This window comes from Cryobacterium sp. N19 (assembly GCF_002929595.1).
GTDB classification, from domain to species: domain Bacteria; phylum Actinomycetota; class Actinomycetes; order Actinomycetales; family Microbacteriaceae; genus Cryobacterium; species Cryobacterium flavum.
Window position 1 is genome coordinate 178,962 of sequence record NZ_PJJR01000050.1, and the last position, 15,348, is coordinate 194,309.

The window sequence follows — 15,348 nt, forward strand, 5'->3', positions numbered from 1 at the left end:
GGACGTGACCGTCAGACTTCGAGAACCCGGCCCGCGTCGACATTCCAGTGCCGGTCGGTGCGCACGTTGGCCAGCATGCGCCGGTCGTGGGTGACCAGCAGCAGCGTGCCTTCATAGCGCTCGAGCGCCTGTTCCAGTTGCTCAATCGCCGCGAGGTCGAGGTGGTTGGTTGGTTCGTCGAGCACGAGCAGGTTCACACCACGTGCCTGCAGCAGCGCCAGTCCGGCCCGCGTGCGCTCCCCCGGCGACAGGTCGTCGACCGGGCGGTTCACATGGTCGGCTTTCAGGCCGAACTTGGCCAGCAGGGTGCGCACCTCCGCGGGCGAGAGCTCGGGCACGAGAACTTCAAAGCTCGCGGCGAGGGGCCGTGCCCCGACCAGAAGCGCCCGGGCCTGGTCAATTTCGCCGATCGCAACGCTGGCACCGATGAGAGCGCTGCCGGCATCCGCTTGTTGACGGCCGAGCAGGGCGCGCAGCAGGGTGGATTTGCCGGCGCCGTTGGGACCAGTGATGCCGATGCGTTCGCCGCCGTTGACCTGCAAGGAGACGGGGCCGAGCACGAAGTCGCCCTGCCGAAACTCGGCGTTGTTCAGGGTAGCCACGACCGCGCTCGAGCGCGGGGCTGAACCGATGGTGAACTCGAGCTGCCACTCCTTGCGGGGTTCCTCGACCTCGTCGAGGCGCGCGATGCGACTTTCCATCTGGCGCACCTTCTGCGCCTGCCTCTCGCTCGACTCGACGGAGGCTTTGCGCCGGATTTTGTCGTTGTCCGGCGCCTTTTTGATGGCGTTGCGCACGCCCTGGCTCGACCACTCGCGCTGGGTTCTGGCTCGTCCGACGAGGTCGGCCTTCTTGGCGGCGAACTCGTCGTAGTTCTCCCGGTTGTGCCGCCTGGCCGTTTCGCGTTCCTCGAGGTAGGAGTCGTAGCCGCCGCCGAACACCCTGTTCGCGCCCTGCGCGAGGTCGAGTTCGAGCACCCGTGTGACGCAGCGGGCGAGAAATTCGCGGTCATGGCTGACCAGCACGACGCCGCCGCGAAGGCCAGTGACGAAGGCTTCGAGGCGTTCGAGTCCGTCAAGATCGAGGTCGTTGGTGGGCTCGTCGAGCAGCACGATATCGAAACGGGAGAGCAGAAGGGCCGCGAGCCCGACGCGCGCGGCCTGTCCGCCAGAAAGCGCGGTCATCAGGCTGCCTGCGCTGAGATTCTCGCCGAGGGCGAGACCGAGGTCGGCGAGCATGATGGGCAGCCGCTCGTCGAGGTCGGCGGCGCCGCTGGCCAGCCAGCGCCCGAGCGCGGTCGAATAGGTGTCGGCCGGGTCGATTCCGTCAGCGCGCGGCTGCCCGTCTCCGAGAGCGGATGCCGCGGCATCCAGCTCAAGCGTCGCTTCGGCGCAGCCGGTGCGCCGGGCGATGTAGCCGGCGATCGTTTCGCCGAGCACACGTTCGTGTTCCTGCGGGAGCGCGCCGACGAAGGCATCCGCTGGGCTGAGCGTGATGGTGCCGGCCTGCGGCTCGCCGAGCCCCGCCAGCAGGTTCAGCAGCGTGGACTTGCCGGCCCCGTTAGCACCGACCACGCCGATGACGTCGCCGGGGGCGACGGTGAGGTCGAGCGATTCAAAGAGGGTGCGGTGCGCGTAGCCGCCGGCCAGGCCCTTGGCCACGAGTGTTCCGGTCATTGCTCCATAGTCTCATTGACCGCAGGTTCCCATTGCCAAATGCGCGAGGCTAGCGGCAGGTGCGCTGCTCACTGACCGGAATCGCTTATACCCAATGGGGTATACTACGATGATGCAAACCGGGCTACGCGGGCTGCTCGATAGAGTGAACCTCAGGTGCACGGCAACGCGGGCCTTCCGATGCCGTACCAGGGGGAGCAGACGATGACACAGGACACGACGCCCGCCGAATCGACGGCACCGCTACCGGTTCCAGTGGGGCACACCGCCCTGCAGAAGCGCGTGGTGCGGGTACTCATCACGGGCCAGATTCTCGGGGGCATCGGAATGGGAGCAACGCTGTCGCTCGGCGCGCTCCTCGCCGCGCAGTTGTCGGGATCGAGCGCCTGGTCGGGCATGGCCGCCACCATGAGCACCCTCGGCGCGGCCATCGTGGCCATACCACTGGCCCGCCTGGCGCAAGCGCGCGGGCGCCGTGTATCGCTCGCAACGGGTTCGCTCATTGCGGGAACCGGCGCGATACTCGCCATCCTCTCGGTGTCCGTCGACATCTTTCTGCTGCTCCTGCTGGCTCTGATGCTGCTCGGCGCCGGCTCGGCCACCAACCTGCAGGCCCGCTTCGCCGCCACCGACCTGGCCACCTCGCGCTTTCGCGCGCGGGATCTCTCCGTCGTGGTCTGGTCGACGACGATCGGTGCCGTGCTCGGCCCCAACCTGTTCGGACCGGGCGAAGCGCTCGGCGCCGCCCTCGGTCTTCCGGCCATGACGGGCGCGTTCGCGTTTTCCCTCGCGGCCACGGTCGCCGCCGCCTTCGTCTACGCTCTCGGCCTGCGACCCGACCCCCTGCTGACGGCGCTGGCAGCGCGCACGACGAGTGCGGGAATCCGCCGGGCCAGTGGCGGCCTGGCTATTCTGCGGAGCAACGCGGCGGCCCGCTATGCGGTGCTGGTCATTGCCCTCAGTCACGCCACGATGGTGGCCCTGATGTCGATGGCGCCGGTGCACCTGCGTGACCACGGCGCCACCCTCACGATCGTGGGGCTGACCATCAGCCTGCACGTGGCCGGAATGTATGCCTTCTCCCCCGTGTTCGGCGCCCTCTCCGACCGGCTCGGTCGCCTGCCGGTCATTCTCGGTGGGCAACTATTGCTGCTCGTCGCCCTCACCGTGGCCTGGCTCAGCGACGGATCGCAGAGCACCATGACCGTAAGCCTCATCTTTCTGGGACTGGGCTGGTCGGCATCCGTTGTGGCGGGTTCGGCGCTCGTGTCGGAGGCCGTCGACATTGAGGATCGCTCCTCGCTGCAGGGATTCTCCGACCTGTCCATGAACGCGGCCGGCGCGCTCGGCGGCGCGATCGCCGGTCCAATCTTGGCGCTGGCCGGGTATTCCGCTCTCGGCCTCTGCGCGATGGCGCTCGTCGCCGTCGTGGTGGTCTGGTCGATCAAGCGGATGCGGCCAGCCGCGACTACGAGTCGGTGACCCTGATGCCGAAGCTTTTGAGCTTGCGGTAGAGGGACGACCGGGCGATTCCCAGTGACTCGGCGGCGCGCATCCGGTTGCCGTCGGCTTTGTGCAGAGCGCCGACGATCAGGTCGCGCTCCCCCGCTTCGAGCGCCGACAACAGCCGGGGTGCGCCGCCGTGGCAGTAGGCGGGCAGGTCTTCGGCCTGGATGGCACCTACCGGGCGTGTGCGCAGGGCGGTGTCGAGCGCCTCTTCGAGCTGACGAATGTTGCCCGGCCAGGGATAGCGGGAGATCACCCGCATCGCGCCCGCGCTCACGGTGGCGGGGCGAAGTCCGGCCCGCCGCGCGAGCACCCGGGTGACAATGTCGGGCAGGTCTTCGATGCGATGCCGAAGCGGCGCGACCGTGACGGAAGTCTCAAAATGGTGCAGCAGGGTCGTGTAGGGGCGGGCAGCAGCCAGATCTGCCTGCAGGTCTGGCTGGGACACCGTAGCGGCGATGCCGCCCGAGGCGGCCGTCGCCTCCCGAATGACCAGAAATGCGTCCAGTTCCGCAGCGACCGTCTCGCTCAAGCGGTCGAAATTGCGAAAGATGTACAGCGTCGGCCGGGCGTCGCCAGTGACCAGGTCGGTGTCCATGATCGAGTGCAGGCCGCGCTCGTTGAGCTCGTCAGCGCGGAACACGACTTTACGGCCCAGCGGAACGATCTGGCCGTAGACTTCGGCGAGCAGCGATACCTTGCCGCCGCCAGCTTCACCCAGAACAAGCAGCGCGGCGCCAGCGGTGATCGCAGTAACTATGCTGCTCGAGGCGCGCTTGCCGAGCAAGGAAGATACATCGCGGAGGATCGCCGATGACGCGGCAACGCCGCCAGGCGCCGGTTCGGTCACCCGCTGCTCACGCAGCGGCGGCAGCGTGAGCCTGGATGCGGGTACCGGCGCCGGCTCGGACAGGATGTCGACGACGACGACGACGCCGGCAACGTCAGGTCCCACCACAACGCGCTTGCCCCGAATCTGCACGACCTTGCCCGATGAGAGTTCGATCTCGTCGACCGGCTGCCCCGGGGCGATCATCAAGTACCGGGCGTGCTCGTGAATGGTCCACTGTTCGTCGGGAGAGAATAGGCTCTGCGCTACGGCGTTGCCCATCACCACGGTTCCACCGATCGCCATGACGGCTCCGCGGGTGCGGGCATCGACTCGCACATATGCCTCGAACAGTGCCTGCTGCCGTTGGCTGCGGTCGACGAGCAGGTTGCGCTCGATCTCACGCGCGGCGGACCGTACCAGGGAATGCATGAGCGGACTGGAATCTTCGCTCAGACAGCTGATGTCAAGCACCCCCTCGACGCGGCCGGTGAGCGGGTCCCGAATGGGGCTGCCGGCGCACGCGAACGGCTGCAGGTGCTCCAGAAAATGTTCAGGTCCCACTATGTACAACGACTGACCCGACTCGAGCACGGTGCCGATGCCGTTCGTGCCCACGCTGGCCTCGGCGTAGTTGAAACCCGGCGCAAGCGACACCTCGTCGAGCAGAGTTCCGATGGTCTTGTCGGTTTCGGAACGACTCAGAATTCTCGCTCTGTAGTCTGTCAGCACGATCGACAGCGGCATCTCTGCCATCTCCTCACTCAGTCGCGCAATGACCGGGGCCGAGCAGCGCATGAGCCGACCGGTGAGATCGAGGTCGCTGTGAAACACCGCGTGCGACGAGGCAGCATCAACGCCGGCCGAGACGGATCGCTGCCAGGAAGCTGCCACCGGGCCGGGAACCGATTGGGTTTCGGCATGGCCGAAGCGCAGAAAATTGGCGCGAGCAGCGGCAATCTTGATTCGCCGATCGGCGACTCTATGCATATCTACTCCCTTGTGGACTCTGCAAGCATGCCCTCTGCAACCCCACGAGCGCTAGCGGTGCGGTGTCCCAATGTGGGACACGCCACGTTGTGACTGCGGGGTCATTCTTGCTGGAGTGACTCCCCAGGGAGCATCGGTCATTCACAACTGCATCGCAAAGGAGCGCTCATGGAACGATTGATCAACATCGACAACGGTGGAACCCTCACCGACATTGTCGTCGCCAGCGGCACGGATTTCACGTTCACCAAGACCCTCACCACCCCGGTCGACCTGTCGCAGTGTCTGTTCGACGCGATGACCAAGGCATCCGCTCAGCTGTTCGGCGACGCAAACCTGGCCGAACTGCTGCACTCGACCCAGCACATCCGCTATTCGTCGACACAGGGCACCAATGCGCTCGTGCAGCGCAAGGGCCCGATGATCGGGCTGATCACCGACGATCCTTCTCTGCCGGGCGCGCTCGGCACGTCGGTTGACACGGCGGGGCTGTTTCTGGATCTGATCGGCGCCCGCGTCGGTATTATCGCCGCCGAAGGCGCTCCGGAGGACCTCGCCCAGCAATTCGTCGCCGAGATCAACCGGCTGACCACTGCCGGCGCTGAGCGGCTCGTCGTCGCCAGCTTGAGCGCCGAGCGCGAGCACCTGTTCAAGCGCACCATGCTCAAGAATTTTCCCCGACACCTGCTCGGTTCGGTGCCGATTCTGTTCTCGCGTGAGTTTGCTTCGGACACCTCCCGCCAGCGCCAGGTCTGGTCGGGCATTCTCAACTCCTTCCTGCACCCGACGGTCGAGCGTTTTCTGTACAGCGCCGAACACCGGCTGCGCGCCTACAAGGTAAAGAACCCGCTGCTGATCTACCGCAACGACGGTGCCTCCTCCCGCGTGGCCAAGTCGGTCGCCCTCAAGACCTATTCCTCCGGACCACGCGGCGGACTCGAGGGCACGCGCGCCCTCGCCGAGGCCTACGGGCTCGACAACGTGCTCATGATCGACGTCGGCGGCACCACAACGGATGTCGGCGCCGTCGCCAATTCCACTATCGCCGTCGACCGGCGCGGATCGATCCAGGGAGTCGACATCTCGTATGAGATGAGCGATGTGCGTTCAACCGGCGTCGGCGGCAGCTCGATCATCGCCGTGCACGACGGCGAGATCACCGTCGGACCGGAGAGTGTCGGCGCCGCGCCCGGACCGGCCTGCTTCGGTTTCGGCGGAACGTCGGCCACGATCACCGACGTCAACCTGTTGCTCGGCGTGCTCGACCCGGCCACCTACCTAAATGGTGAGATGGCCCTCGACGCCGCACGATCGCGGGCGGTCATCGCGAAGACCGTTGCCGATCCGCTCGGAATCAGTCTCGAGGAAGCGCTGATTCGCATGGAGGCCAGCTACTCCAGCCATCTGGCCCGGTCCTTCGCCGACTTGGTCAGCCCAACCGGCGAGACGACCGTCGCCGCGTTCGGCGGTGGCGGACCGATGAACGCCTGCAGCGCCGCACGCATTGCCGGGGCGCACCGGGTGCTTGTGCCGAGGCTCGCCGCGGTGTTCTCCGCCTACGGCATCAGCTTTTCCGACATCGCGCAGTCCTACGAAACCAGCGTGACGGGTTTCTCCGCTGCCGAGGTCGCTGCGGTGCGCACGTCAATGCAAGCGGATGCCGGAAAGGACATGTTCCAGGAGGGGCACGATTTGAGTGAGTGCGAACTCGACTGGTCGACGATCGTCGAAGATGAAGAAGAGATCCTGACGCTCAAGGCCACCTTCCGGCTGCCGCACCCGACGATCGCCAGCGGGGTGCCCGCTGCGGCGAGCGCCGCCGTCGCCGCCGGAGCCCGGCAGGTGCGCTCGACTTCCACTCAGATCGACAGCGTTGCCGTCTACCAACTCGACGACCAGAAGCCCGGTGCCACGGCGGCCGGACCGGCCATTGTCGAGGGACCGTTCTTCACCGCGCGCGTGCCGCTCGGCTGGACTCTCACGGTCTCCACCGCCGGCGATCTGCAACTCGCCGACACGCTCTGACCCTCAACCCACTCGTGTTTCCCAAGGAAGGTACAAACACAATGCGCGTTCCCATGACCGAATACCTGCTCATCGACCTCGACACGGAGCGGTGGATCTGCCGCGTGTGCGCCCACGACTTCGGCGACGCCCGCGGCAACTACAAGGAAGGCACCCTCGTCTACGACCGGGACCCCCGGGAAATTCATCCCCCGGTAATTGACCCGGAAAAGTACGAGTTCACTTTCTCGCCCGACCCCACCTTCTGCCGCATTCTGGAGTTTTACTGCCCCACCTGCGGCACGCAGATCGAAGCGGAATACCTGCCGCCAGGGCACCCGCCGACCGTCGACATGCTCTGGGACATCGATTCGCTGCGTGAAAAGTGGGAGGCCCACGGTGGTAACCCCGAAGAGATCGTCAACTATGGTCCGGGCGAAAACGCTGAGACCGACCTCAGCGCCCGGTTCGATTCCGTGTCCGCACACTCCCACTCCCACCGCACCGAAGGGCGCTGACCGTGAAACGCATATCCGTGGACATCGGCGGCACCTTCAGCGACTGTTTCTTCGTCTGGGATGACGTCTACATCGAGTCGAAGGCGCTGACCACCCACCACAACCTCGCTCTCGGCTTCAACGAAGCCCTCGACCGGGCCTGCGATCGGGCCGGCATCAGCCGCGAGACCGCGCTCAAAGAGGTCGACTCGGTGCGTTACGCCACTACCCTCGGCACCAACGCCCTGATCGAGGGCAAGGGGCCACGGGTCGCGGCCATCGTCACCCACGGCTTCGAAGACACCATCCCACTCTCCCGCGGCCGCGGCTACGGCGAGGGACTCGACGGGGTCAAGCAGGGCGATATGCCCGATGCCCAGCGGCCGGACCCGCTCGTGCCGCGCCGGCTCATCCGCTCTGTGAAAGAACGCATCGACTCGGTCGGTGAGGTGCTCGTGCCGCTGATGTACGACGACGTGCGCACCCAAGTACGCGAACTCGTCGACAACGGTGCCGAAGCCATCGTCATTGCGCTGACCAACGCCACCGAGAACTCGGTACACGAGGATCGCATTCTGGAGATCATCCTTGACGAGTACCCCACGCACGAGCTTGGGTCGATTCCCGTGCTGCTGAGCAGCCAGGTATCTGGCCGTAAGGGCGAATACGTGCGGGCCATGGCCACCGTTGTCGATGCCTTTCTGCACCAGACCATGTTTCACGCGCTCAACCAACTCTCCAACAACCTGCGTGACTCCGGTTATGAGAAGCCGATGCTCGTCATCCACAATTCGGGCGGCATGGCGCAGCCCAATTCAACGGATGCCCTGCAGACGATTCACTCCGGACCGATCGCCGGCGTCGGCGCGGCCCAGCACCTGTCCGAATCGACCGGGCTCGGCGACGTCGTGTCGATGGATATGGGTGGTACCTCATTCGACATCGGACTGGTACCCGAGGGCGGAGTGCGGCACTACGACTTCCAGCCCACCATCGGACGCTGGATGGTCTCGGCGCCAATGATCCACCTCAACACCCTCGGTGCTGGTGGCGGCTCGATCGCCGCCTACAACCGCATTCACCACGCGATCCAGATCGGGCCCGAATCGGCCGGAAGCGACCCCGGACCGGCCTGCTACGACCGTGGCGGTTTGCGTCCAACGGTCACCGATGCCGACCTAGTGCTCGGCTACCTCGACCCCGACAACTACGCCAACGGGCACATCAAGCTCAACAAGAAGCGATCGATCTATGTGATCGACGAGACGCTCAGCGACGAGCTCAACCTCGACGCCGTCGAGGTGGCCAAGGTGATCAAAAAGACCGTCGACGAGCAGATGGCGATCGGTATCGAGAAAGAGCTGCGCTCGCGCGGCGGCCTCATCGAGGACTACACGATGCTGGCTTATGGCGGCAACGGCCCGCTGCACGCCTGCGGTATCGCGGCGAGCGCCGGTATCAGCCGCATCCTGTTTCCGCCCTTCGCGTCGGTGTTTTCGGCGCTCGGGGCTGGCAACATGCGACCGCTGCACATTCACGAGCGCAGCGCCTACGTCGTGCTCTACGAAGCCATTAAGCGCAGCCTGTACAACCAGTACGACGCGCTCAACGGGTACATCGAGGAGCTTGAGGCCAAGGGCGCCGAAGACCTCGTGCGCCAGGGCTACGATCGCGCCGACGTGCGCTACCGGCTCGAAATGGACATGCGATACGGCAACCAACTCGTCACAACGGCCGTAGCGTTCGACATCAACCGGGTCAACGGGGTCGCCGATGTGCTGCACCTGATCAAGACGTTCTCCGAGATCTTTGGCGAGCGTTATGGCGAGGGGACCCAGGCACCGGAGGCAGGCATCCGCGTACAGACGATTCGGGTCGCGTCGTTCATCGAGGGCGAGGTCATTCAATTCGAGTCGATCAAGATCGGCGGCGAGAAGTCCAAGCCGGCGCCGGTCTCGCACCGATCGGTGCACTTCACCAGCATTGCCGGCCCGGTCGACACCCCCGTTTACGATGCCGAGGCGCTCCACCACGAATACGTGATTCACGGTCCGGCGATCGTCACGACCGAGAACACCACCTATCTGGTGGAACCGGGCTGGCGCCTGGAGCCGACCGTGCAGGGAGCGGTATGGCTGCTGAGCGACTGACCGTGTCTTCCATCCCCGTAACACCTCGCATAAGCAAAGGAGCTTGAGCACCATGACACTGACAACCGACGAGTTCGTGCCCGCCAGCGGAAACGACGACGCAGCCCAGCTATTGACCGATCAGGAACAGCAGTGGGTCGATAAATTCATGGACGAGACCACCCTCTTTCTCGGACCAGACCCGGCGATCATGCGCCACCACGAGATCATGCCGCGCACCGCCTACGAGGAGGAGTGCATCGCTAAAGGCATCGACCCGCTCGAGATCGACCGCATCCGTAAGCGCCTGGCCGGCGCCCTCGACGAAGCGTTCGAAATGTGCGAGAGCATGGGCGCCGCTCCCGGCGCCAAATGGGCGGACCTGTCCTGCGCGGTCTACACCGCCGAGGGTGACGTCACCTACCTCTCCAACCGTGGTGTGATCGCATTCTCCTCGGTGCTGCACCACCCCATCCGCTACATCATGAAGAACTGGAAGGATGAGCCCACCGTCGGCATCAACGAGGGTGACGGTTTCTTCCACAACGACTCCCGCTTCGGCATGGTGCACAACACCGATCAATCGATGCTCGTACCGGTCATTCGCGGCGGCATCATCATCGCCTGGGTTGGCGCGACCATTCACGAGGGTGAAAACGGCGCCTGCGAGCCGGGCGGTATGCCCAGCGGCTCTGAGACACCGTTCGATGACGGCTTGCGGGCCTCGCCGATCAAGATCGTGGAAAAGGGCCACCTGCGGCGCGACTTGCTGACTTTTCTGCAGCACTCGACCCGCGACCCGAAACTCATGCTCGCCGACATCAAGGTGAAAATGGGCGCCGTGCGCCGCATCATGGACACCGTCGACCGCCTCATCGACGAGGTCGGGCAGGAGACATTCGTTGCCTCTCTGCGCGTCACCGTGGAAGACGTTGAAACCGAGGTGCGTCGCCGCATCGCCGAACTACCCGACGGCACGGTTACTTTCAACCAGTTCGTCGATTCAACGCTGAAAGAAAACATTTTGATCAAGTTCGCCTGCAAGATCACCATCAAGGGCGAGCGTATGATCGTGGACCTCACCGGTACCGGCCCCGAAATTCTCAACCGTGCCATCAACTCGCCACTCGCCTCAACCAAGGCGTTCATGGTGCAGGCGATTCTGTCGTACTGGTGGCCCGACCTGCCACGCTCCACCGGTGCCATGAGCCCGATTGAAGTCATCACCGAAGAGCACAGCTGGGCGGATGCCGGTTACGACGCCCCCGTAGGCCAGTCGCTGCAAGCCTCCTTCCGCGGCTTCTCCGCGCTGCAGAGTGCGTTTGCCAAAATGCAGTTCTCGGCACCGCAGAAATACTCCAACGTCGTCGCGCCCTGGTTCAACCAGATCAACGACTTTCTCTGGGGCGGCACCACCCAAAACGGCGAACAGGTCGGCAACCTCTGCGCCGACCTGAACGGCATGGGCGGCGGAGCGAAAGCGTTCCGTGATGGCGAGGATGCTGTTGCCCCGCTGTTCTGCGCGATGGCCGACATCGGCGAGCAGGAAGTGATGGAAGAGGAAGTCCCCTTTCTCCAGCTGGTCAGTAAGCGTCTCGTTCGTGACAATCAGGGCTTCGGCAAGTTTCGCGGCGGCATGGGTTACGAAATGATGGTCGCCTCGCGCGGCACACCCAGCTGGGGTTTCATGACCGTCACGAGCGGATCGAAGTTCTCCTCCGTGCCCGGCATGTTCGGTGGCTACGGTTGCCCCGTGTATCCCCTCGCGATGGTGAAAAATGTCAACATCTACGACATCATCAAAAAGGACCCGACGCAGTTCAACCTCTCGATGGAACGAGTGATGAACGAGCAGCCGTTTGAGGGCGGCGACTACCAGTCCTCGCACATGGGGTTGCAGTTCGACGTGGCGAAGGAGGGCGAGCTCTACATGATCGCCCAGGGAGCGGGCGGCGGCTACGGCGACGTGCTCGAGCGCGACCCTGAGCTCGTGGTGACCGACCTGGAACTCGACCGCATCAGCGCCCACACGGCGTCGACCATGTACGGCGTGGTCTGGGAGCCCGGCACCTACGTCGTGCACGAGCACCAGACGGCCGAGTTGCGGGCACAGATGCGGCGCGATCGTATTTCGCGCGGCACTCCCTACAAGGAGTTCGTGCAGAAGTTCGTGCAGGAAGAACCGCCGGCCGAGCTGCACTACTTCGGTTCCTGGGGCCAGGACGACGACGAAAATCTGATTGCCACCCACTGGGGTGGAGCGGAGCCGGAACGGGTCAAGGGCAAGCTCGCCGAACTCCCGCTGATCATGATTCCGGACCGTCGGGTTCTCAAGATCGGCAAGCTCGAAGCCCGCGTGCGGGAACTTGAGAAGAAGTACGGCGAAGTCGTCGCGCACAAGTCCTAATATCCACCTGCTGACCCGCGGCTGCGGGGCCGTCTCCTTACGGCCCCGCAGCCGCGGGTCGAACGTTTTGTTTGTTTGATTGATTGATGGGAGACACCTTGTCACTTTCGCTGACTGAGCTTCTGGCCGAGCCGACGTCGGGCCGCCGCCGGGCGGTCGTACTCGACAGCCATGACTACGCTCAATCCGTTTTCTTGCAGGGCAAGCCCGTGCCGTGGCAGGAGCCGATGGCCTACGCTAACTTCTTCGGCCAGGTTCAGGGCGTACTGGAGTCCGACCTCGCGCTGCTTAGCCTCGACCGGTTCTACGCGCAACGCGTCGCCGGCGACCCTACCCTGCAGGCGGCAATGAGCGCCAAGTCCCGCACTGGCTATGCCCTGCGCACCCTACTCACTGATGCCGCGACGACGGCGTTCGTCATCGAACTGGCCACCATCTTCAGCCAAACCCAGCGGGTGCCGGTCGTGCTGCAGATTCCGTCACCGATGCAGTGGCTGGCGCGCACGCATCCGTTTTCCGGGTCGGCGGACGTGTCAGGGCTCGACGCCGACAGTGCCGAAAACGCGTCGATGTATGTCGCCGACTGGCTGCGCGGATTCGCCGCCCTGCCGTTGATGGCGGTGCTGCTGGATGATCGCGGCCCCGCTCTCGAGCCGGTGCCGCTGTCGACCTATTCTCCGATCGCCAACGTCACCGATCACTACCGGTGGGCGCTCGCCCTGCGCCATGAGGATCGGGTCGAGTTGCACGGCAGCGCGCTCCGCGGCGCGGTGATCGGTGCGGATTTCTGGTCGAGCGACTCCGGCACGCTGCCAAACGGCGATTTTCTGGTGGGCGAAGTGCCGCAGCACGCCGTTCCGGAGCGAGTGCTGAGTCGCATCACGGCGCTGGTCTAGCCGGCGCTGGCTTGCGGGCATCCGTTCGGTCGGTCGCGGTCAGGCGGAGCGACGCCGACCCACGGCAGCTTCCTGCTCGAGCGGGGTGGCCGTGGCCAGCGGAATGTTCAGAAAGTCAACGACCGGCTGGATTGCTCGAAAGCGTTCGATGACGAGGTCGGTAAAATTGTCATCGAGGGCCTTGTCACCGGGCAAGTGTGAAAACACCGCCCAGCTGCGATTGAGCAGCAGGTCACCCGCTGGATGGTCGATCGGAAAGCCTCGCGGCGGGCGGGTGAGCTTGTTGCCGCCGAACGGCTCGGCAAGGCGGGCGAGCGCGGGCGCGGCGAGCAGAGAACGCAGCTTCAGGTGATGCTCGAGCACATAGTCGCGAATAGCCCGCAACTGCGGCGGCTGTGGGCTGTAGGCGCCTCCTGCCACCAGCACGCCGTGCACCCCGACCTGTAGAAAGAGTCCAGCTCCTCCGGCTTTCTCCAACCCCTGCCGTGGCCAGGAGGCAGCCAGATGCGTCTTGTACGGCGTCTTGTCGTGGGAAAAACGCACATCGCGATAGATGCGCAACATGGCCTTGTTCGGCGGGCGAATATAGTCACCGGCGAAGTCGCCCATCGCCCGGTTGAGGGACTCGATGACCGCGAGCATCCGCTCTTTCACCTCGACCTCGTAGATCGCTTTGTGTTCCTGAAACCACTCGCGTTCGTTGCGGTGCTCGAGTTCGTCAAGAAAATCGAAGGTCGCCGCGCTGAAGTGCGCACCCACCGCTACGCCTTCGCCGCCGCTTTGGCGGCCCGCTTGGTCTCGCGCACGCGAGTGAGTGATTCGGGGTCGACGATGTCGGCCACCGATCGGAACGACCCTTCTTCCCCATAGGGAGCGGATGCCTCGCGCCAGCCGTCCGCGTCGACCCCGAGCCGCTTGCCGAGAAGCGCGAGAAAGATCTTCGCCTTTTGCTCGCCGAACCCGGGCAGCGCCTTGAGCCGGCGCAGGATCTCCGGGCCGGCCGGGTCGTCAGCGGTCCAGATCGACGCCGTGTCGCCGTTCCAGTCGCGGACGATGACCGCGGCGACCTCCTGCACGCGTTTGGCCATCGAGCCCGGAAAACGGTGCACGGCCGGTGACTGGCGGAACACCTCCACAAAGGCCTCGGCGTCGTAGGCCACGATCGTGGCCGGGTCGAGTGCGCCAATGCGGTCGTGAATCTTAGCCGGGCCAGCGAAGGCAGTCTCCATGGCAATCTGCTGGTCGAGGAGCATGCCCACAAGCAGGGCGAACGGGTTCTCGCTGAGCAGGGTGTCTGCTGCGGCATCGCCGGTGAGGTGCAGTGTCGTCATTCGCCCAGTCTGCCACTGCGCCACTGAACCGCTAAACCGCTGAGTCGCCGCGTCGCCGACAACGCGCGCGCCATCAACCACGCAGAGAAGCCGTCGGCCGTGCGTTGGGAAGACGGTCGTGTCGCCGACGCGCCTTATACGGTCGATGGCATCGGCCGCGAGGTTATCCAGATCGCGACCAAGGCGGCGCCGAACCCAACCATCAGCGCGGCGGCGTTCACTGAACCGGCAATGATACCGATCGTTTGCGCGTAGGTCACCAGCCGCACCAGACCCGCGACGATCAGAATCGCGCCGGCCACGAGAAGCAGCACGGGCATGCGCAGCACGCAGCCCAGTGCGGCTAGAGCGGCCAAACCGACCAGCAGTAACCCTTGTATGAGGTTCACCGAAACAAAATGCAACGGTGTGTAGTCCACGAGGGAGAACAATGCGCTGAGCGCTGTGAACCCGGCGACGAGCAGACCGCGGGTACGCCAACTCAAGGCGCGGGGAACGCGTACCGGTGCGGTGCCGTTGGGAGCGTTCACGAGACCGCCATCGCCAGCCGGGCTACCGGGCCCGAGCGGAGGGACCAGCGGGGGCGAAGCAGTCCATCGACTCCCGTGACACGCCCGGCGGCGGTGGCGAGGATCACGAATTGGGCTGCAAACATCAGGTAATAGCTCCAGTGCCACTCCATCGGTGTGTTCAGCACCGAGAGCGTGATTGCGATCGTCTGCAGTATTCCAACGATCGCCCAGAAGCGAGTCAGGAGCCCGACCAGCAGGAACGCACCGAGGCAGAATTCTGCGAAGAGTACCGCCCAGCCGAACAGAGCGAAGTTCGGCAAGATGACGTTCTGCACCAGCCAGGTAAAGGGCGCCAGAACCGGGTTCTCCACGGCGTAATTCGTGTACTGATACAGCCCGTTGCCCGCTTCTTGACCGAAGTCGGGCGGTCTTTTCCAGTTCACGTTCTGCAGCCACATCAGCCCCACAGCGATCCGCACGGCCGCGAGCACCACGCGAGTTGGCCGGCCGGCAGCGATGGCGTTGACGTCCAGTGCCCTGGCGTTCACTGGCGTTCCGATACCCGTCATGG

Annotated in this window: 12 protein-coding genes; 6 read left to right on the top strand and 6 right to left on the bottom strand. The window is 64.8% G+C overall.

Going from position 1 to position 15,348, the window contains the following annotated elements:
* Positions 1 to 11 precede the first annotated feature (11 nt).
* Positions 12 to 1,676 (bottom strand): ABC-F family ATP-binding cassette domain-containing protein, encoded by a 1,665-nt coding sequence (locus tag CXY78_RS10490; protein ID WP_092340719.1) that lies wholly within the window; start codon positions 1,674 to 1,676, stop codon positions 12 to 14.
* Between the two features lie 204 nt (positions 1,677 to 1,880).
* On the opposite strand from CXY78_RS10490, the gene CXY78_RS10495 reads away from it, so the two are divergent.
* Positions 1,881 to 3,158: an MFS transporter gene (locus CXY78_RS10495; RefSeq protein WP_092340797.1), complete on the top strand. Its 1,278-nt coding sequence runs from the start codon at positions 1,881 to 1,883 to the stop codon at positions 3,156 to 3,158.
* Here CXY78_RS10495 and CXY78_RS10500 read toward each other — a convergent pair.
* A complete protein-coding gene (locus CXY78_RS10500) occupies positions 3,145 to 5,001 on the bottom strand; it encodes a sigma-54-dependent Fis family transcriptional regulator (protein WP_104089298.1) in 1,857 nt (618 codons plus the stop codon). The genes CXY78_RS10495 and CXY78_RS10500 overlap by 14 nt on opposite strands.
* 168 nt (positions 5,002 to 5,169) lie before the next feature.
* On the opposite strand from CXY78_RS10500, the gene CXY78_RS10505 reads away from it, so the two are divergent.
* From CXY78_RS10505 to CXY78_RS10525, 5 genes are all read left to right on the top strand, one after another.
* A complete protein-coding gene (locus CXY78_RS10505; protein ID WP_092340717.1) occupies positions 5,170 to 7,026 on the top strand; it encodes a hydantoinase/oxoprolinase family protein in 1,857 nt (618 codons plus the stop codon).
* Positions 7,027 to 7,079: 53 nt separating this feature from the next.
* A complete protein-coding gene (locus CXY78_RS10510; protein ID WP_233206156.1) occupies positions 7,080 to 7,523 on the top strand; it encodes an acetone carboxylase subunit gamma in 444 nt (147 codons plus the stop codon).
* A gap of 2 nt (positions 7,524 to 7,525) precedes the next feature.
* Positions 7,526 to 9,652, top strand: coding sequence for a hydantoinase/oxoprolinase family protein (locus tag CXY78_RS10515; protein WP_104089299.1), 2,127 nt, complete (start codon positions 7,526 to 7,528; stop codon positions 9,650 to 9,652).
* Between the two features lie 52 nt (positions 9,653 to 9,704).
* Complete coding sequence (locus CXY78_RS10520; protein WP_092340714.1) at positions 9,705 to 12,038, top strand: hydantoinase B/oxoprolinase family protein; 2,334 nt, start codon at positions 9,705 to 9,707, stop codon at positions 12,036 to 12,038.
* A gap of 98 nt (positions 12,039 to 12,136) precedes the next feature.
* On the top strand, positions 12,137 to 12,934 hold the full coding sequence (locus CXY78_RS10525) for a hypothetical protein (protein WP_104089450.1): 798 nt from the start codon (positions 12,137 to 12,139) through the stop codon (positions 12,932 to 12,934).
* Between the two features lie 39 nt (positions 12,935 to 12,973).
* On the opposite strand, the gene CXY78_RS10530 is transcribed toward CXY78_RS10525, so the two are convergent.
* The 4 genes from CXY78_RS10530 to CXY78_RS10545 all read right to left on the bottom strand — a co-directional run bounded on the left by CXY78_RS10530 (position 12,974) and on the right by CXY78_RS10545 (position 15,346).
* A complete protein-coding gene (locus tag CXY78_RS10530; RefSeq protein WP_104089301.1) occupies positions 12,974 to 13,693 on the bottom strand; it encodes a DUF2461 domain-containing protein in 720 nt (239 codons plus the stop codon).
* Between the two features lie 2 nt (positions 13,694 to 13,695).
* A complete protein-coding gene (locus tag CXY78_RS10535; protein WP_104089302.1) occupies positions 13,696 to 14,265 on the bottom strand; it encodes an HhH-GPD-type base excision DNA repair protein in 570 nt (189 codons plus the stop codon).
* 134 nt (positions 14,266 to 14,399) lie between these two features.
* The gene (locus CXY78_RS10540; protein ID WP_092340711.1) at positions 14,400 to 14,795 is read right to left on the bottom strand and encodes a hypothetical protein; all 396 of its coding nucleotides are present in this window, start codon (positions 14,793 to 14,795) and stop codon (positions 14,400 to 14,402) included.
* Positions 14,792 to 15,346, bottom strand: a complete 555-nt coding sequence (locus CXY78_RS10545) for a TQO small subunit DoxD (RefSeq protein ID WP_104089304.1) — start codon at positions 15,344 to 15,346, stop codon at positions 14,792 to 14,794. Before CXY78_RS10545 ends, CXY78_RS10540 begins: the two co-directional genes overlap by 4 nt.
* Between the last annotated feature and the right edge of the window lie 2 nt (positions 15,347 to 15,348).

What these genes read in the sequence shown, in the direction of transcription:
- CXY78_RS10510 (WP_233206156.1), top strand. Translation starts at nt 7,080, where the DNA reads ATGACCGAATACCTGCTCATCGACCTCGACACGGAGCGGTGGATCTGC.
- CXY78_RS10535 (WP_104089302.1), bottom strand. Translation starts at nt 14,265, where the DNA reads ATGACGACACTGCACCTCACCGGCGATGCCGCAGCAGACACCCTGCTC.
- CXY78_RS10520 (WP_092340714.1), top strand. Translation starts at nt 9,705, where the DNA reads ATGACACTGACAACCGACGAGTTCGTGCCCGCCAGCGGAAACGACGAC.
- CXY78_RS10545 (WP_104089304.1), bottom strand. Translation starts at nt 15,346, where the DNA reads ATGACGGGTATCGGAACGCCAGTGAACGCCAGGGCACTGGACGTCAAC.
- CXY78_RS10490 (WP_092340719.1), bottom strand. Translation starts at nt 1,676, where the DNA reads ATGACCGGAACACTCGTGGCCAAGGGCCTGGCCGGCGGCTACGCGCAC.
- CXY78_RS10500 (WP_104089298.1), bottom strand. Translation starts at nt 5,001, where the DNA reads ATGCATAGAGTCGCCGATCGGCGAATCAAGATTGCCGCTGCTCGCGCC.
- CXY78_RS10495 (WP_092340797.1), top strand. Translation starts at nt 1,881, where the DNA reads ATGACACAGGACACGACGCCCGCCGAATCGACGGCACCGCTACCGGTT.
- CXY78_RS10505 (WP_092340717.1), top strand. Translation starts at nt 5,170, where the DNA reads ATGGAACGATTGATCAACATCGACAACGGTGGAACCCTCACCGACATT.